18 protein-coding genes are annotated in these 16867 nt (G+C 60.9%); 5 read left to right on the top strand and 13 right to left on the bottom strand.

The features are described from left to right. Positions 1-66 precede the first annotated feature (66 nt). Entirely contained in the window at positions 67-540 is a 474-nt protein-coding gene (locus tag FW800_RS20740) for a GlcG/HbpS family heme-binding protein (RefSeq protein ID WP_216090570.1), read from the top strand. A gap of 27 nt (positions 541-567) precedes the next feature. Continuing rightward, a complete protein-coding gene (gene uraH, locus FW800_RS20735) occupies positions 568-978 on the top strand; it encodes a hydroxyisourate hydrolase (protein ID WP_032878459.1) in 411 nt (136 codons plus the stop codon). Here uraH and FW800_RS20730 read toward each other — a convergent pair. After that, complete coding sequence (locus tag FW800_RS20730; protein WP_446438362.1) at positions 973-1659, bottom strand: Crp/Fnr family transcriptional regulator; 687 nt, start codon at positions 1657-1659, stop codon at positions 973-975. The genes uraH and FW800_RS20730 overlap by 6 nt on opposite strands. A gap of 83 nt (positions 1660-1742) precedes the next feature. On the opposite strand from FW800_RS20730, the gene FW800_RS20725 reads away from it, so the two are divergent. Then, positions 1743-2270 (top strand): Mpo1 family 2-hydroxy fatty acid dioxygenase, encoded by a 528-nt coding sequence (locus FW800_RS20725; RefSeq protein ID WP_446438361.1) that lies wholly within the window; start codon positions 1743-1745, stop codon positions 2268-2270. A gap of 47 nt (positions 2271-2317) precedes the next feature. Here the strand turns inward: FW800_RS20725 and FW800_RS20720 are convergent, their stop codons facing one another. The 6 genes from FW800_RS20720 to dibA all read right to left on the bottom strand — a co-directional run bounded on the left by FW800_RS20720 (position 2318) and on the right by dibA (position 8613). Then, positions 2318-3298 (bottom strand): sulfate/molybdate ABC transporter ATP-binding protein, encoded by a 981-nt coding sequence (locus FW800_RS20720; protein WP_005783710.1) that lies wholly within the window; start codon positions 3296-3298, stop codon positions 2318-2320. 3 nt (positions 3299-3301) lie between these two features. Beyond that, on the bottom strand, positions 3302-4174 hold the full coding sequence (gene cysW, locus FW800_RS20715) for a sulfate ABC transporter permease subunit CysW (RefSeq protein WP_032878463.1): 873 nt from the start codon (positions 4172-4174) through the stop codon (positions 3302-3304). 13 nt (positions 4175-4187) lie between these two features. After that, entirely contained in the window at positions 4188-5006 is an 819-nt protein-coding gene (gene cysT, locus FW800_RS20710) for a sulfate ABC transporter permease subunit CysT (protein WP_005783708.1), read from the bottom strand. A gap of 199 nt (positions 5007-5205) precedes the next feature. Next, positions 5206-6216: a sulfate ABC transporter substrate-binding protein gene (locus FW800_RS20705; RefSeq protein WP_005783707.1), complete on the bottom strand. Its 1011-nt coding sequence runs from the start codon at positions 6214-6216 to the stop codon at positions 5206-5208. A gap of 64 nt (positions 6217-6280) precedes the next feature. Next, positions 6281-6463: a sulfur starvation response protein OscA gene (gene oscA, locus FW800_RS20700; RefSeq protein WP_003170956.1), complete on the bottom strand. Its 183-nt coding sequence runs from the start codon at positions 6461-6463 to the stop codon at positions 6281-6283. 236 nt (positions 6464-6699) lie between these two features. Beyond that, entirely contained in the window at positions 6700-8613 is a 1914-nt protein-coding gene (gene dibA, locus FW800_RS20695; protein WP_446438360.1) for a phosphodiesterase DibA, read from the bottom strand. Positions 8614-8779: 166 nt separating this feature from the next. Here dibA and desA point away from each other — a divergent pair, with 166 nt between their 5' ends. Together desA and FW800_RS20685 are read left to right on the top strand one after the other, a co-directional pair. Next, a complete protein-coding gene (gene desA / locus FW800_RS20690) occupies positions 8780-9964 on the top strand; it encodes a delta-9 fatty acid desaturase DesA (protein ID WP_005783697.1) in 1185 nt (394 codons plus the stop codon). A 188-nt stretch (positions 9965-10152) separates the two neighbouring features. Continuing rightward, positions 10153-11154 (top strand): GGDEF domain-containing protein, encoded by a 1002-nt coding sequence (locus FW800_RS20685; RefSeq protein ID WP_446438359.1) that lies wholly within the window; start codon positions 10153-10155, stop codon positions 11152-11154. 99 nt (positions 11155-11253) lie between these two features. Here FW800_RS20685 and FW800_RS20680 read toward each other — a convergent pair whose 3' ends face one another. From FW800_RS20680 to FW800_RS20655, 6 genes are all read right to left on the bottom strand, one after another. Then, positions 11254-12462 carry an HDOD domain-containing protein gene (locus tag FW800_RS20680; protein ID WP_122734837.1) on the bottom strand — a complete coding sequence of 403 codons (1209 nt, stop codon included), beginning with the start codon at positions 12460-12462 and terminating at the stop codon, positions 11254-11256. A gap of 118 nt (positions 12463-12580) precedes the next feature. Beyond that, the gene (gene gabT / locus FW800_RS20675; RefSeq protein ID WP_005783681.1) at positions 12581-13858 is read right to left on the bottom strand and encodes a 4-aminobutyrate--2-oxoglutarate transaminase; all 1278 of its coding nucleotides are present in this window, start codon (positions 13856-13858) and stop codon (positions 12581-12583) included. Between the two features lie 178 nt (positions 13859-14036). Continuing rightward, positions 14037-15479, bottom strand: a complete 1443-nt coding sequence (gene gabD, locus FW800_RS20670; RefSeq protein ID WP_032878469.1) for an NADP-dependent succinate-semialdehyde dehydrogenase — start codon at positions 15477-15479, stop codon at positions 14037-14039. A 296-nt stretch (positions 15480-15775) separates the two neighbouring features. Further along, positions 15776-16090 (bottom strand): RebB family R body protein, encoded by a 315-nt coding sequence (locus FW800_RS20665; protein ID WP_003187551.1) that lies wholly within the window; start codon positions 16088-16090, stop codon positions 15776-15778. Positions 16091-16140: 50 nt separating this feature from the next. Further along, complete coding sequence (locus tag FW800_RS20660) at positions 16141-16455, bottom strand: RebB family R body protein (protein ID WP_005783676.1); 315 nt, start codon at positions 16453-16455, stop codon at positions 16141-16143. An 82-nt stretch (positions 16456-16537) separates the two neighbouring features. Then, positions 16538-16858 carry a hypothetical protein gene (locus FW800_RS20655; protein ID WP_032878470.1) on the bottom strand — a complete coding sequence of 107 codons (321 nt, stop codon included), beginning with the start codon at positions 16856-16858 and terminating at the stop codon, positions 16538-16540. Positions 16859-16867 lie beyond the last annotated feature (9 nt).

The following is a 16867-nucleotide window of genomic DNA, read 5'->3' as shown; positions in this document are numbered from 1 at the left end:
CCAATTGTGCGGCTTTTGTCCGCGTCCACTGGCTACCGTGAGCACCTGCCTCCTGGAGCCACAAACATGTATCGCACCGCTTTGTTCTTGAGCCTCGCTGTGACCACCGCTGCACAGGCAACGCCACCACTGCCACGCCATGCCGAGCTGGATTTGCACACTGCGCGCCAACTGGCCGACGCCAGCCTGGCCCACTGCACGGCCGCGCTGACGGTATTGGACCGCGGTGGCAATTTGCTGGTGGCCCTGCGGGCGGACGGTGTCGGCCCGCACAACAGCTTCGCCAGCCAACGCAAGGCATACACGGCGCTGTCGACCAAAACCCCAACCCGGCTGTTTGCCGAGCGTGCGCGTAACAACCCTGAAGCCGCCAACCTTAACAGCTTGCCCGAGTTGCTGTTGCTCGGCGGCGGCGTGCCGCTGTTTGCCGAGGCTGAGCTGGTCGGCGCGCTGGGCATCGCCGGTGCCGGCGGCGCTGCGCAGGACGAAGCCTGCGCCGTACAGGCTGCCGAGCAACTGGGCTTGAAAATCACCCCCTGACTTGACCCCTTCCAAAAGGACTTCCCCATGAAAACCCTAAGCACGACCCTTGCCGCCCTCAGCCTGAGCGGCCTGTGCAACCTGGCCCTGGCCGCCGGCAACCCCCTGAGCGTACACGTGCTCAACCTGGAAAACGGCCTGCCATCGGCCGGTGTCAGCGTCACCCTGGAACAGCATGTGGGCGATCAGTGGCAATCACTGTCCCAGGGCGTGACCAATCAACAGGGACGCATCGCCGAACTGTTCCCCGCCGACCAGAGCATGAAGCCGGGCGAGTACCGTGTGGTGTTCAAGACCGGCGATTACTACAAGAAGGCCAACCGCGAGACGTTCTTCCCCGAGGTGCCGGTGATTTTCCAGGTCAAGCAGGTCGACCAGCACTACCACATCCCGCTGTTGCTCAGCCCTTACGGCTTCTCCACCTATCGCGGTTCATAGACCCGCGGCCAGGCGCAGCCCGGCGAGGTCCAGTATCTCGATGGCGCCGTAGCTCAAACCAATGATGCCCTGTTGCTCCAGCGCCTTGAGCAGACTGTTGATGGTCTGGCGCGACAGGCCCAGCATCGCCGCCAGATCCTCCTGAGGCAGTTGCAGCACGCGGCGCGCCTGCTCTATTTCGCCGTAACCCTGGGCGATCATCAGCAACCGATGGGCCAGACGTGCCGACGCGGGCATCAGGCTCGCCTGTTCGATGTTGATCAATGACAGACGCAATTTGTGGCTCATCAGCAGCGCCATATCCCGCCAGAACACCGGATGCTGTTCGAGAATGGCGAGGATCGCCGCCTGCGGTACCTGCAACAGCGTGCAGGCTCCCGTGGCGAGGGCATCGTTGGTGCGTGGCAGGTTGTCGAACAGGCAGATCTCGCCGAACCAGTGAGGGGTTTCCACCAGGCTCAATACCGCTTCCTTGCCTTGGGCGCTGACGGCACTGATGCGCACCGCCCCTTCCAGCACCGCATACAGGCCACACGGTGGGTCGCCGCGTTTGAACAGGAACTGCCCCGCTGCCAGCACGCGCAACCGCGCCGCCCCCAGCAGGCTACGCTGAAAGTCTGGCGGCAAGTGGCTGAACCACTGACCGCGAACCAATTGCGCGTGCCATTTGCCTGCGTCCATGGGAACTCCAAAGATTGTCGCCCAATTGACAGTTAGGCACCGACTGACAGGGCATGATCAAACATCCTACAGGAGGAACAACAATGAAAAGCCTCGTCGACCACCTCAGTCAATACGCCGCCTACCACCGCGACCCGCGCAATATTGTCAGTCACTTTATCGGTATCCCATTGATCGTGGTTGCCGTGGCCGTGCTGCTGTCACGCCCCGAGTGGACGATGGGTGGCCTTTGGGTCTCGCCAGCGGTGCTCCTGGCGTTGTTCTCGGCGTGGTTCTACCTGCGCCTGGAACTGGCCCTGGGCGCGCTGATGACGGTGTTGATGGGTCTGTCGGTATGGGCTGGGCATGTATTGGCGGGACAGAGCACGATGGTATGGCTGAGCAGTGGCGTGGGTATGTTTGTGGTGGGCTGGGTGATTCAGTTTGTCGGGCACTACTACGAAGGCAAGAAACCCGCGTTTGTGGACGATGTGTCGGGGCTGATCGTGGGGCCGTTGTTTGTGGTGGCGGAGTTAGCGTTTTTGCTGGGGTTGCGGCAGGACCTGCAAAAGCAGATTGAACAACGTTCAGGCCCGGTGGGACGCCGCGATCTCAAGCCAAGTGAAGTCTAAATGTGGGAGGGGGCTTGCTGCCTCCCACATTGGGTTCTGTATTGAGTTTAGGCTTTTTGCCAGACCTTGGGTTTGAAGAACAGGGTCTCGCCACGGGCCAGCCCGGTGAGGCTGTCGTGGTCTTTCACCACCTCAGCCTCGATCAGCTCGCTTTGCCCTTCCACCTTCAAGGTCACGCGAGTCGTTGCGCCCAGCGGACGAATATCGCGTACCTCGGCCGCATGGTGATCTTCCAGTTCATGCCGCGACAACGACACTTCGTGGGGGCGGAACAGCAGGTGCTTGTCTTCGCCCAAATGCAGGCGGTTCGAATCACCCAGGAAGTGATAGACAAAATCGCTTGCCGGGTTTTCGTAGACATCCCCCGGTGAGCCGATCTGCTCGATCACGCCCTTGTTCATCACCACGATGCGGTCGGCGACTTCCATGGCCTCTTCCTGGTCGTGGGTCACAAACACCGAGGTCAGGTTGATGTCTTCGTGCAGGCGCGCCAGCCAGCGGCGCAGCTCTTTACGCACCTTGGCATCAAGGGCGCCGAAGGGCTCGTCCAGCAGCAGCACTTTAGGCTCCACCGCCAGCGCGCGGGCCAGGGCGATACGCTGGCGCTGGCCACCGGAGAGTTGTTCCGGGTAGCGGTCGGACAACCAATCGAGTTGCACCATGTTGAGCAGCTCATGGACCTTGGCCGCGATCTGGCTTTCATTCGGGCGCTGGTTTTTCGGCTTCATGCGCAGGCCGAAGGCGACGTTGTCGAACACGGTCATATGGCGGAACAAGGCGTAGTGCTGGAACACGAAGCCAACATTGCGATCACGCACATCGTGGCCGGACACGTCTTCGCCGTGGAACACGATGCTGCCGGCATCCGGGGTTTCCAGGCCGGCGATGATGCGCAGCAAGGTGGTCTTGCCGCAGCCGGACGGGCCCAGCAACGCCACCAGCTCGCCACTCTGGATATCCAGGTTGATGCTGTCCAGGGCCTTGAAGGCGTTGAAGTTCTTGCTGACATTACGGACTTCGATCGACATGACTTATTCCTCACCGGCGCTGTTGCGCAGGCGGTTGATTCGGTTCTCGCTCCACTGCTTGAGCAGCAGGATGAAGAGCGCCAGGATCAGCAACAGGCTGGCCACCGCAAACGCGGCAACATGGTTGTATTCGTTGTAGAGGATCTCGACGTGCAGCGGCAGGGTGTTGGTGACGCCGCGAATGTGCCCGGACACCACCGACACCGCGCCGAACTCGCCCATGGCCCGCGCCGTGCACAGCACCACGCCGTAGATCAGGCCCCATTTGATGTTCGGCACGGTGACATGCCAGAACATCTGCCAGCCATTGGCGCCCAGCAGGCGCGCGGCCTCTTCTTCCTGAGTGCCTTGCTCCTGCATCAGTGGGATCAGCTCACGGGCCACGAACGGCACAGTAACGAAGATGGTCGCCAGCACGATGCCGGGCAAGGCGAACACGATCTGGATGTCATGGTCCTGCAACCATGGGCCGAAGAAGCCCTGGGCGCCGAACATCAGCACGTAGACCAGGCCCGCAATCACCGGTGAAACCGAGAACGGCAGGTCGATCAACGTGACCAGGATGCTTTTGCCACGGAACGAATACTTGCTTACGCACCAGGCCGCGCTGACCCCGAACACCAGGTTGAGCGGCACCGAAATCAACACGGCGATCACCGTGAGTTTCAGCGCCGACAGCGCGTCCGGCTCAAGGATCGCGGTGAAGAACGAACCCAGGCCATTCTTCAGGCCCTGGGACACCACGATCACCAGCGGCAACAGCAGGAACAGGGCGAACACCAGCCAGCCAAGGCCGATCAGGATACGTCGCGACGTCGCGCTGCCACGGCGGGCAGCGTTGGCCGAGGACGCGGCGGAAATAGACGATTGGGACATGTTCCGCGCCTCCTTATGGACGTTCGATGCGCCGCTGCAACAAGTTGATCAGCAGCAGCAAGACAAAGGAAACCACCAGCATCAGCACACCAATGGAGGTGGCGCCGCGGTAGTCGTATTGGTCCAGCTTGACCATGATCAGCAACGGCAGGATTTCGGTTTTCATCGGCATGTTGCCGGCGATGAAGATCACCGAACCGTACTCACCCACGCCACGGGCGAAGGCCAACGCGAACCCGGTCAGCCAGGCAGGCAACAATGCCGGCACGAGGATATGGCGGAACACCTGCAGTGGCTTGGCGCCCAGGCAAGCGGCGGCCTCTTCGACTTCCCGGGGGATATCGGCCAGTACCGGCTGCACCGTGCGCACCACGAAGGGCAAGGTCACGAAGGTCAGCGCCAGGGTGATGCCCAAGGGGGTATAGGCGATCTTGAAGCCCAGGTCGGTTGCGAACTGGCCGACCAGGCCGTTAGGCGCATACAGCGCGGTCAACGCAATACCGGCAACGGCGGTGGGCAAGGCGAACGGCAGGTCGATCATCGCATCGATGATCTTGCGGCCGGGGAAGGTGTAGCGCACCAACACCCAGGCCAGCAGCGTGCCGATCACGCCGTTGATCAGCGCGGCGTACAGCGCGGTGCTGAAGCTCAGCTTCAACGCCGCCAGCACGCGAGGTGCGGAGATGATGTTCCAGAACTGGTCCCAGGTGAGTTGGGCGGCGTGTACAAACATCGCCGCCAGCGGGATGAGCACGATCAGGCTGAGGTACACGACGGTGTAGCCCAGCGTCAGCCCGAAGCCGGGTATGACGGGGGAAATACGACGCGACATAAGAGTCCTTGGTTAAAGGGTAGAAACCACTGTAGGAGCGCGCTTTTTGTGGCAGCTGGCTTTTCTGTGGGAGCCGGGCTTGCCCGCGATGCAGGCACCTCGGTGTATCAGCCACACCACGGTGATGCTATCGCAGGCAAGCCAGCTCCCACACAAGCCCAGTTCCTACAGAAAGTCAGGCCCCTACAGTTACTTTGGCTTACTGCGCCGTGTAGATCTGGTCGAACACGCCACCGTCGTTAAAGAATTTCGGTTGGGCAGTTTTCCAGCCGCCGAAATCTTTGTCGATAGTCACCAGGTCCAGTTTCGGGAACTGCTGGGCGTATTTGGCGGCTACTTTCGCATCGCGTGGGCGGTAGAAGTTTTTCGCCGCAATCTCCTGGCCGGCCGGGCTGTACAGGTGTTTGAGGTATTCGGTGGCGATCTCGGTATTGCCTTTTTTCTCGGCGTTCTTGTCGACCACAGCCACCGGCGGCTCCGCCAGGATCGACAGGGACGGCACGACAATGTCGAACTTGTCGGCGCCGCCGTCTTCTTTCAAGGCCAGGAACGCTTCGTTTTCCCAGGCCAGCAACACGTCACCCTGACCGTTGTTGACGAAGGTAATGGTAGAACCCCGGGCGCCGGTGTCCAGTACCGGGACGTGCTTGAACAGCTCTTTCACGTACTCCTGAGCCTTGGCTTCGCTGCCTCCGGCCTTGAGGCCATAGGCCCAGGCGGCGAGGAAGTTCCAGCGCGCCCCGCCGGAGGTTTTCGGGTTGGGCGTGATCACCGACACGTCTTTCTTGATCAGGTCGCCCCAATCCTTGATGCCTTTAGGGTTGCCCTTGCGCACCAGGAATACGATGGTCGAGGTGTACGGGGTGCTGGCGTCCGGCAGACGCGTCTGCCAGTTTTCCGGCAGGGTCTTGCCCAGCTTGGCGACTTCATCGATGTCACCGGCCAGGGCCAGGGTCACCACGTCGGCGCGCAGGCCGTCGATCACTGCTCGTGCCTGCTTGCCCGAGCCACCGTGGGATTGCTGGATCTTGACGTTGTCGCCGGGGTGAGACTGCTTCCAGAAGTTGGTGAACTCTGCGTTGTAGTCCTGGTACAGCTCACGGGTCGGGTCGTACGAGACATTGAGCAACTCGTAGTCCTTGGCAACAGCGGAACCGGCAAACACGGCACTGGCCAGCGCGGCCAAGGCATAACGGCGAATCGACGACATAGAAGCTCCTGAAATTCTTGAGTGTTGGCTTTTCTTATAGTTGCGGGTCTATCGCCGTTCTTGCTCAGCTCGGTTTGTTACCCGGGTTCTGCAGACGGAATTTTTCCTTGCGCTCGATCTGTACCACTTGGGCGTTGTGCACAGTGATTTCCACCGCGCCAAAGCGCAGATCGCGCAAGGCGCTCTGGATCTCACGCAAAATGGCTGCTTCGTCCTGGCCGTCGACGCTACGTAGAGATGCGCTCATGGTCTCGCTCCTGAAATGAATAGTGCCTGACAGTGACGACACTGCTTGCGGCGTGAGGGCGATAGTAGATAAGCGTGGATATTCTTAAAAATACTATTTAAGAATGTTTATATAACCAGAAAGAATTTTCTGATAGGGCGCGGGGTTGCGTGTGGATTTTCTGCTCAGATGCTGAAGTTAAGGCCTGATGTGATCCAAATGTGGGAGCAAGCCCCCTCCCACATTTTGAGCGCATTTCAAGTCTGGATTTGGGGTGCTCGGGTCCAGTCGATAGCGTCGGCCGGCATCGGCCGTCCAAACCAGTATCCCTGGCCCATATCGCACTCCTGACCCAACAGGAACCGCGCCTGTTCCACCTGCTCGATTCCTTCGGCATGTACCTGCATCCCCATGCTTTTGGCCAGGGCGATGACCACGCGCACGATCGCAGCGTCGTCTTCGTCCCACGGCAGACCGGCGACGAAGCCTTGGTCGATCTTCAGCTTCTGCACCGGCAGGCGCTTGAGGCGCAACAGCGAAGAGTAGCCAGTGCCGAAATCGTCGATGGCCAGGCGCAAGCCCTGTTCGCGCAGACGGTGCAGTTGCTCAAGGGCCACCTCCGGGTCGTCCATCACAGCGCTTTCGGTGACTTCCAGCTCAAGAAACGCCGGGTCCAGGCCCGTGTCGTGCAGCACCTGAGCCACTTGTTCATAGAGTTCACGCCGGGCAAACAGGCGGCTGGAGACGTTGACGGCGATAAAGCCCAACGGCGCGCCGTCCGCCAGCCATTGGCACATCTGCCGGCACGCCTGGTCCATCACCCACGCGTCGATATCGGCAATCAACCCGGTGCGTTCGGCGATGGGGATGAATTCGCCAGGGGGCACCAGGCCGCGCTCCGGATGCTGCCAGCGCACCAGCGCTTCAACGCCCACCAAACGGCTGTCGGGCAGGTTATGCACCGGCTGGTAGTAGACGCGCAGTTCCTGCTGGTCGAGGGCCCGGCGCAGTTCGCTGGCGATCTCCACGCGATTTTGCGCGTGAGCGGTCAGCTCTTCGGTGTACAGGGCATAGCCCTCGCGGCCGACGCTTTTGGCCTTGAACAACGCGGAGTCGGCGTTGCGCAGTAATTGCTCGGCGCTCAAGGCATCGCTGGGGAACAGGCTGATGCCAATACTGGCGCTGATAAACAATTGATTACCGTCAAAAACAAACGGGTCTTTCATGGCATTGAGCATGCGCTGCGCCAAGGCAGCGGCCTGGATCACCTGTGGACAACTTTCCGCTAGCACAGCGAACTCGTCGCCGCCCAGCCGCGCGAGTGTGACCCCAGGCCCGAACAGGCCCTTGAGACGGTCAGCCACCAGCTTGAGCAACTGGTCTCCAACATTGTGGCCAAGGCTGTCATTGATGATCTTGAAGTGGTCCAGGTCCATTAACAGCAGAGCACAGCCACGCTTGTGCACTTGCGCCGAGGCCAGGGCCTGCTCGGTACGATCGGTGAATAAAAGGCGGTTGGGCAGGTCGGTGAGCGGGTCGTGATGGGCCAGGTGCGCCAGTTCGTGTTCGGAGTCCTTGATGGCGCTGATGTCCGAGAACACCGCGACGTAATGGCTGATATGGCCCCGCTCATCGCGAATCACACGGATGGTTTGCCACTGTGGATACACCTCGCCGCTTTTGCGGCGGTTCCAGATTTCGCCGCTCCATTCGCCTTCACGTTCCAGGGTCTGAAACATCTGTTGATAGAAAGCCGACGAATGGCGCCCGGACTTGAACAGGCTGGGCGGCTGGCCCATGACGTCTTCGCGGCGGTAGCCGGTAATCTCCATGAATGCGCGATTGACGTGCACGATCAGGCCCTGTGCATCGGTGACCAATACACCTTCGCGGGTGCAATCAAACACGGCGGCCGCCTGTTGCAGGCGTACGCGGTTTTCTTGCAGGGGCAGCTGTAGTTGGTGGGCGCGGGCGAAACGTGCGCCCATCAGGTATATAGCCAGCGCACTCAGGGCTACCCAGACGTAGCCGCGAAGTTGCAGCCAATGCGCCAGCGCCCCCGGTTCATCGATAAAGTTGATCAATAATTGGTGGCTGAGTCTGAGCCATACGACGGAAATCAACAGGTATACCAGCCCCGCACGTAGGGCTCCTCGGTATGAAAACAGCATATGGTCAGTATTCCTTACCAAAAAAACAGAATCGCCCTACGAAGGCCGGGGATTATAGAATAAGAAACATCCAGTCACTCCTATCTGAAAGAGCGGCTGGTTTTCTCTGTAGGCTTAGTGATAATGCGTGAGCTGTTCTTTTCTTTATCTGAGGGCCATACAGCCTATGTGGTACAACGGTTTTCTTGACCTGTCAGCCTGGCAACTGGTGGCAGTCACGCTGTTGATGACCCACGTGACCATTATTGGGGTCACTGTCTATCTGCACCGTTATTCGGCCCATCGCTCGCTTGAGCTCAATGCCGGCCTGAAACACTTCTTCCGCTTCTGGCTGTGGCTGACCACGGCGCAGAACACCCGCGAGTGGACCGCCATCCACCGCAAGCACCACGCCAAATGCGAAACCGTCGATGACCCGCACAGCCCGGTGATCAAGGGCCTGTCCACGGTGCTGCGCAAAGGCGCCGAGCTGTACCGTGCCGAGGCGGAGAACCCCGAGACCCTGCGCATCTACGGCAAGAACTGCCCGGACGACTGGATCGAACGCAAGCTCTACACGCGCTACCCGCTGTTGGGCGTGGCGCTCATGGGCGTGATCGACCTGCTGCTGTTCGGCACCATCGGTATCACCATCTGGGCGATCCAGATGATGTGGATTCCGTTCTGGGCCGCCGGCGTGATCAATGGCCTGGGCCATGCCGTGGGCTATCGCAACTTCGAATGCCGTGACGCCGCCACCAACCTGGTGCCGTGGGGCATCATCGTCGGCGGCGAAGAGCTGCATAACAACCACCACACCTACCCCAACTCGGCCAAGCTGTCGGTGAAGAAGTGGGAGTTCGACCTGGGCTGGGCCTGGATCAAGGTGTTCAGCTTCCTGCGCCTGGCCAAGGTGCAGCGTGTTGCCCCCATCGCCCACCGCGTCGAAGGCAAGGGCAGCCTGGACATGGACACCGCCATGGCGATCCTCAACAACCGCTTCCAGATCATGGCCCAATACCGCAAGTTGGTGATCGGCCCGCTGGTCAAGCAGGAGTTGGAGAAGGTCGATCACTCGGTACGTCACCAGTTCCACCGTGCCAAGCGCCTGTTGTCACGGGAAACCAGCTTGCTGGATGACCGTCACCACTTGCGCATCCAAAGCATGTTGGAGCACAGCCATGCGCTGACCGTGATCTATGAAAAGCGTCTGGCGCTCCAGCAGATCTGGCTCAAGACCAGCACCAATGGCCACGATATGCTGGCCGCGATCAAGGAATGGGTGCACGAAGCCGAGGCCAGCGGCATTCAATCCCTGCGCGACTTTGCCCACCAGTTGAAGACCTACTCGCTGCGCCCTGCGGCGGTCTGACGGTACTTTGGGAGGGCTTGCCCTCCCACACACTGGCTTTTTGGCGCCATTTTCCGGGCACCGTCAATCCATGCCGATCACGGAACTTCACTGCAAATCCCCTCTCTCAAAGAACACTTCGCCATCATGGTGACCCCTTGTAGTGACCGCTGCTCCATCCTGCGGCGCGCCCAGAGAGAGTTGTACCGATGGTTCACGAAAAGCCCTGCCTGCCCGATGTGCCCACTGCCGAGCCGCCGCGTCCAGCTGCGGCGGCGACCCTGTTGGCGCTGATGCATGCCCAGGGCGAAGTGGAGCGGCTGAGTGAGCGCGAGCAATTGCTCAGTTCGCTGTTGGTCAGCGTGAACGCCGTGCTCTGGGCCATCGATTGGGCAACCCGTCGCGTGCTGTATGTGAGCCCAGCCTACGAGCGCATATTCGGTCGTTCGGCCGGTTTGCTGTTGGCCGACCACCGCGAATGGCGCAACAGCGTTCACCCCGAAGACCTCGATTACGCCGAACACAGCCTGGCCCGCGTGCTGGAACAAGGCGCCGTGGAAGACCGCGAGTACCGCATCATCACCGCCGACGGGCAAATCCGCTGGCTGAGTGACAAGTGCTACATCAACCAGCAGGGGGTGCCCGGTGAACCGCTGATTGTGGTTGGCATGGCCGAAGACATCACCGAAAAGAAGCTGCTGGAGCTGGAACTGCACCGTCTGGCCACCACCGACGTGCTGACCCAAAGCAGCAACCGCCGGTATTTTTTCGAATGCGCCAACCAGGCGTTCGACAACGCCTGCGTTCAGGGCACACCGCTGGCGTTCCTGTTGCTGGACATCGATGACTTCAAGGACGTCAACGACACCTACGGCCACCTGGAGGGCGATCAGGTGCTGCGGCGCATCGCTGAGAGTGGTCGGGGAGTATTGCGCCGTGGCGACCTGTTCGGGCGCATTGGCGGCGAAGAGTTCGCCGCTGTGCTGCCCGGTTGCGCGCCAGAAATGGCCCTGCAAGTAGCCGAACGGCTGGGCAAGGAGATCCAGGCCTTGTTGTTCAGCTATGAAGGGCGCGAGTTCAGCGTGACCGTCAGCCAGGGCCTGGCCAGCTTGCGTGAAGATGACTCCACCCTCGACAGCCTGTTCGCCCGGGCGGATGCGGCGATGTATGAGGCAAAACGCCAAGGCAAGAACCGCGTTATAGCCGGTTAATACCGATCAACTGTGGGAGCTGGCTTGCCTGCGATGGCGTCTTGGCTGACCCACCGCTATCGCAGACAAGCCAGCTCCCACAATTGATCGGTGTGTGTTTCAGGTTTTGCGTACTCGCGTCAGTTCGGACAAGCCCACCTTGAGCAGCCGTGCGGTCTTGCTGCCGGCCAGCTCTTGCAGCCCTTCGTGCTCGGTCAACCGCGCCATCTGCGTCGCCAGGTTCACCACCAAGGCTTCGCGTGAATACACACCGCCTTCCAGTGAATAGGTGGCCGCGATCAATTGGCGCAACTCCAGCGGCAAGCGCCAACGCGTGCGCAACGCCGAACCGTAGGCGGCGCCGAAGCTGTCGAGGGATTCGCCGATCGCTTCGTCATCCAGGGCGCCGCCACCCTGACGCCAGTCTTCCAGGCAGCGCAACAAGGCCAGGTCGCCCAACCGATGCAGGATGCAGGCGCTGTAGCAGCGCTGGTGATCCAGTTCCAACATGCGTGCCAGGCGCCGGGCGTACTCGGCGCTGTCCTCGGACAACTGCCAGTGCCGCTCGGCGTAGGCCACCAGCCCAGGGTCACCCAGCACCACGTTGTGCTTGAGCGCAAGGCCCAGGATGAGGTTCATGCTTTGCCCGGGGACCAGCTTGTTCAGGGCCGCGTGCAGAGTCTGCACCGGCGTGCCGTGATACCCGGCACTGTTGGCGGCGGCGATCAGCACAGCGGTGATTTGCGGGTCCATGCGCACCTGATCTTCAAGCTGCTGCAGGTCCACGCCCTCGGGGCCCAGGCTGCGATGCACCGCCGCTTTCACGTCCACGCGCAACGGTGCGCCATCGCAGACCTCTCGGCGCTGCTCCAGGAATGCCGGCAAGGTCATTCCCGGTGCCAGCGCCGGGATCTCGCAATACACGCTTTCGCCTTCGTTAAGCAGCAGGTCTTGCAGGCGCTGGGTCAGGCTCTCCATGTTCAGCGGGCGGGTCAGGTAGGCCGTGGGCGCCAGGGGCAAGGCTTCGCGTACGCTGGCGCTGTCGTTGCGACTGCTCAGCAGAATAAATGGCAATGCGGGGGAGCGGCGCTGCTGGCGCACACTGCGCAGCAGGCTCAGGCCATCGACGCCTGCAAGCTCCCAATCCGCCAGGATCAGGTCATAGCTTTTCTCACGCAACAGCGCAGCAGCGTGCTCACCATCGGCGCACACATCCAGCCGCGCATCACAACGCACATTCAACAACACTTGCTTGAGCAGGTCCCGCGACCAGGGGTCCGCCTCGGCAATCAACACTCGGGGTACAGCAGGTAAATCAACAGCAGTCATCCAGCACGCTCCATCGGCAATGCTTGCACCTTAGACAATGCCACCGCGTGCGTAAAATGAAGCAGGCACAAAAAAACCGCCGAAGCGGTTTTTTTGCTTTTCGTAGGAGCGGGGCGTGTCAGAGTTCGGAGAAACACTCTTCGATAATCGCCAGGCCCTTGTCCAACTGCTCGTCCGGCGAGGTCAGCGGCACCAGTACGCGCAACACGTTGCCGTAAGTACCACAGGACAGCAGGATCAAGCCCTTGTCACGCGCCTTGGCCACCACGGAGGCAACGGCGGCAGCGTTTGGCTTGTGGGTGTCGCCGTCTTCGAACAGCTCGACCGCGATCATCGCGCCCAGGGCACGCACTTCGCCGATCACCGGGTACTTGGCCTGGATGGCCTTGAGGCCGGTCACCAGGCGCTCGCCGACAGCCTTGCAGCGGTCCAGCAGGTGCTCTTCTTCGAACACTTCCATCACCGCAAGGGCTGCCGCACAGGCAATCGGGCTACCGGCATAGGTACCGCCCAGGCCGCCTGGGGCGATGGCGTCCATGTATTCGGCCTTGCCGCACACACCGGCCAGTGGGAAGCCGCCAGCGATGGATTTGGCGAAGGTGGTCAGGTCGGCGGCAACGCCCATCTGTTCCATGGCGAAGAAGGTACCGGTACGCCCGGCACCGGTTTGCACTTCGTCGGCGATCAGCAGGATGCCGTGCTTGTCGCACAGTTCGCGCAGGCGCTGCATGAAGGCTTTCGGCGCGACGTAGAAACCGCCTTCGCCCTGTACCGGTTCGATGATGATTGCAGCGATATCACGTGGCTCGGCATCGTTCTTGAAGATGCGTTCGATGCTGGCGATCGAGTCATCGACGCTCACACCGTGCAGTTCGTTCGGGTACAGCGCACGGAACACGCCACCTGGCATCAGGCCCATGCCGGCCGAGTAAGGCACGACCTTACCGGTCAGGCCGAGGGTCATCATGGTGCGGCCGTGGTAAGCGCCAGTGAAGGCGATCACACCAGCACGGCCCGTGGCGGCGCGGGCGATCTTCACCGCGTTTTCGACCGCTTCGGAACCGGTGGTGACCAACAGGGTTTTCTTGGCGAAATCACCCGGCACCTTGGCGGCGACTTTTTCGCACACTTCGACGTAGGGCTCGTAGGCCAATACCTGGAAGCAGGTGTGGGTCAGCTTGTTCAACTGCTCGGTCACGGCCGCGATGATCTTCGGGTGCACGTGGCCGGTGTTCAGCACGGCGATACCGCCGGCGAAGTCGATGAACTCGCGACCTTCAACGTCGGTCACGGTGGCGTTCTTCGCCGAGTCGGCGAAGATCGGGTGAATCTGGCCAACACCGCGCGGTACAGCGGCTTCGCGGCGTTTCATCAGGGAAGCGTTGGTCTTGCTCATAAAGTCCTCATTCGCCACTCATCGGGTGGCGTGGTCCAAGGCATGCGTGGCGGGGAGGCAACTACGGCAGCATTCGATGATCGACTGCCCCAGCTTTCCCGGCCACTACGAATTACGATGTGAAACACGCAAAGGGACAGCGCTCTCGTGCCCTCTGCGTTTACTGCAATCCCGCGCCTTAGATACCCAGGCAGAGGTATTTGATTTCCAGGTAATCCTCGATCCCGTACTTGGAGCCTTCACGGCCCAGGCCCGACGCCTTGATGCCGCCGAACGGTGCCACTTCGTTGGAGATCAACCCGGTGTTGACGCCGACCATACCGTACTCCAGGGCCTCGGCCACACGGAACACACGGCCCAGGTCACGGGCGTAGAAGTAAGAGGCCAGGCCGAACTCGGTGTCGTTGGCCATCGCGATCACGTCGGCTTCATCTTTGAAGCGGAACAGCGGCGCCAGCGGGCCGAAGGTTTCTTCCTTGGCCACGGCGGCGTCTTTGGAGACGTTGGTGAGGATGGTCGGCTCAAAGAAGTTGCCTTCCATCGCCTTGCCACCGGCCAGCAGCGTGGCGCCTTTGCTCAGGGCATCCGCGATATGTTCCTGAACCTTGGCCACGGCTTTTTCGTCGATCAGCGGGCCCGTGGTGGTGCCTTCTTCCAGACCGTTACCGATCTTCAATTTGGTCACCGCCACCTTGAGCTTTTCAGCGAAGGCGTCGTACACCGAATCCTGAATGTACAGGCGGTTGGCGCACACGCAGGTCTGGCCGTTGTTGCGGTACTTGGAGATGATCGCGCCTTCGACGGCCTTATCCAGGTCGGCGTCGTCGAACACGATGAACGGCGCGTTACCGCCCAGCTCCAGGGAGACTTTCTTGATGTCCTTGGCGCATTCGGCCATCAACTGGCGACCAATTTCGGTCGAGCCGGTGAAGGACAATTTACGCACGATCGGGTTGCTGGTCAGCTCGCCGCCGATATCGCCGGCGCTGCCGGTGACCACGCTGAGCACGCCTTTGGGGATACCGGCGCGGTGCGCCAGCTCAACCAGGGCCAGGGCCGAGAACGGCGTTTGCGAGGCCGGCTTGATCACCATGGTGCAGCCGGCGGCCAGGGCCGGGCCGGCTTTGCGGGTGATCATCGCCGCAGGGAAGTTCCACGGGGTGATGGCTGCGGTCACGCCGATAGGCTGCTTGATCACGATCAGGCGCTTATCGGGCTGGTGGCCGGGGATCACGTCACCGTAGATGCGCTTGGCTTCTTCGGCGAACCACTCGATAAAGGACGCGGCGTAGACGATTTCGCCCTTGGCTTCGGCCAGTGGTTTGCCTTGTTCGAGGGTCATCAGGCGGCCGAGGTCGTCCTGGTTTTCGATCAACAGTTCAAACCAGCGGCGCAGCTTGTTGGCGCGCTCCTTGGCGGTGAGTGCACGCCAGGCCGGCAGCGCCTTGTCGGCGGCTTCGATGGCACGGCGGGTTTCCGCGGCGCCCATCTTCGGCACGGTGCCGAGAATCTCGCCCGTGGCCGGGTTGTTGACCTTGATGGTCTGACCGTTGTCCGCATCGACCCAAGCGCCATCGATAAAGGCTTGCTGGCGGAACAATTGGGTATCTTTGAGCTGCATGTCGGCTTTCCTTAACAGCACCGCGCGCACGCGGAGCGAATTAGAGTTGTTGAAAGGCGCCTTGTGGGCTGCCGTCAGGGAAATCAGCCCCAGCGCGCAGAAGAAATGAAAGTGCGCACGGGAGACAGAGCGTTTGAAATCTCAAACGAATCCTAGGATCAATGGGGGTACAGGGCAATAGGATGTTCGAAAAAAAGAACGAATATGGCGCATCCGGCTCATCTTTCAGATCAAGCGCACACACGACAACAGCCCCGGAGCCTTGTGGGCGCCGGGGCCGTTGGGGACCTCGCAGCTTAAGGTTGGAACGACTTGAGCACGGCCAGCAGGCTGGTCAAGTTGTCGGCCACGCCCCCCTGGGCGACTTTTTCGGTGGCCGCGGCGCCAGCGGTGGTGTCGACACTGTAGATCTGCATCACGCCCTGGTTGGTGGCCGCCTGGGCCAGGGTGTTTTGTTGCTGTTGGGCCGAGACCGAGTTCTGGAACAGGATCGCCGTGGCCTGGCCCATGGATTGGTAGATGGTGCTCATGGCCATCGCGGGTGATTCGGCAACCACCTTGACGTTGGTCTGGGTGACGGCATCGGTGATTTGCGGGCTGACTGTACTCATGGTTGAAACTCCTGGGTTGAGAAAGAACAACATCCGTTATCGCTCAGTGCTTAAGGCTGGAAAGACTTGAGCACGGTCAACAGGCTGGTGAGGTTATCCGACACGCCGCCTTGGGCGACTTTCTCGGTGGCCGCCGCACCTGCGGTGGTATCGACGCTGTAGATCTGCATCACGCCCTGGTTGGTGGCCGCCTGGGCCAGGGTGTTTTGCTGCTGTTGGGCCGACACGGCGTTCTGGAACAGAATCGCCGTGGCCTGCGCCATGGATTGATAGATGGTGCTCATCGCCATCGCTGGCGATTCGGCCACCACTTTGACGTTGGTCTGGGTGACCGCGTCGGTAATTTGCTCGTTAACAAATGCCATGATCAATTTCCTTATTTAGTACACGGTGCATTCCGTGTTCATCAATGAACGTTGCCAAACAAGGGCTGTGAAACCTGTGGCTTCAGGATTTCGCAGGTCCGGCCAGGGCGGCCTCGATCCGTGCGATCAACTGCTGGATCTCCTTGTTCACCTCACGCTTGAGATCCAACTGCTCGACGCTTTGATCGGGCGCGCCATTCAGCGCTTGGCGTACCGCCGCCTCGCTCTGCTGGGCGGCCTGGCGAATGGCCTGCTCGTTGGTCTTCGATTGTTCAAGCACCTGCACCGCGCGCTTGAGGCTTTCGTCAACGATGGCTCGCGGCGCACCCTCGAACATCTGCGGGCTGCGCAGCATCGCCTCAAGCCGCTGGCGATCAGCGCTGGATAGAACCGGTGGCTGCATGTGAACCTC

It is taken from the genome of Pseudomonas sp. 910_23 (genome assembly GCF_052850795.1).
This window is presented reverse-complemented; position numbering and strand designations above follow the sequence as displayed.

Coding starts and splice junctions, on each gene's coding strand:
- FW800_RS20685 (WP_446438359.1), top strand. CDS start 10,153: ATGGTTCACGAAAAGCCCTGCCTGCCCGATGTGCCCACTGCCGAGCCG.
- gabD (WP_032878469.1), bottom strand. CDS start 15,479: ATGCAGCTCAAAGATACCCAATTGTTCCGCCAGCAAGCCTTTATCGAT.
- FW800_RS20655 (WP_032878470.1), bottom strand. CDS start 16,858: ATGCAGCCACCGGTTCTATCCAGCGCTGATCGCCAGCGGCTTGAGGCG.
- cysT (WP_005783708.1), bottom strand. CDS start 5,006: ATGTCGCGTCGTATTTCCCCCGTCATACCCGGCTTCGGGCTGACGCTG.
- FW800_RS20725 (WP_446438361.1), top strand. CDS start 1,743: ATGAAAAGCCTCGTCGACCACCTCAGTCAATACGCCGCCTACCACCGC.
- gabT (WP_005783681.1), bottom strand. CDS start 13,858: ATGAGCAAGACCAACGCTTCCCTGATGAAACGCCGCGAAGCCGCTGTA.
- desA (WP_005783697.1), top strand. CDS start 8,780: ATGTGGTACAACGGTTTTCTTGACCTGTCAGCCTGGCAACTGGTGGCA.
- cysW (WP_032878463.1), bottom strand. CDS start 4,174: ATGTCCCAATCGTCTATTTCCGCCGCGTCCTCGGCCAACGCTGCCCGC.
- FW800_RS20680 (WP_122734837.1), bottom strand. CDS start 12,462: ATGACTGCTGTTGATTTACCTGCTGTACCCCGAGTGTTGATTGCCGAG.
- FW800_RS20740 (WP_216090570.1), top strand. CDS start 67: ATGTATCGCACCGCTTTGTTCTTGAGCCTCGCTGTGACCACCGCTGCA.
- oscA (WP_003170956.1), bottom strand. CDS start 6,463: ATGAGCGCATCTCTACGTAGCGTCGACGGCCAGGACGAAGCAGCCATT.
- FW800_RS20720 (WP_005783710.1), bottom strand. CDS start 3,298: ATGTCGATCGAAGTCCGTAATGTCAGCAAGAACTTCAACGCCTTCAAG.
- uraH (WP_032878459.1), top strand. CDS start 568: ATGAAAACCCTAAGCACGACCCTTGCCGCCCTCAGCCTGAGCGGCCTG.
- dibA (WP_446438360.1), bottom strand. CDS start 8,613: ATGCTGTTTTCATACCGAGGAGCCCTACGTGCGGGGCTGGTATACCTG.
- FW800_RS20660 (WP_005783676.1), bottom strand. CDS start 16,455: ATGGCATTTGTTAACGAGCAAATTACCGACGCGGTCACCCAGACCAAC.
- FW800_RS20705 (WP_005783707.1), bottom strand. CDS start 6,216: ATGTCGTCGATTCGCCGTTATGCCTTGGCCGCGCTGGCCAGTGCCGTG.
- FW800_RS20665 (WP_003187551.1), bottom strand. CDS start 16,090: ATGAGTACAGTCAGCCCGCAAATCACCGATGCCGTCACCCAGACCAAC.
- FW800_RS20730 (WP_446438362.1), bottom strand. CDS start 1,659: ATGGACGCAGGCAAATGGCACGCGCAATTGGTTCGCGGTCAGTGGTTC.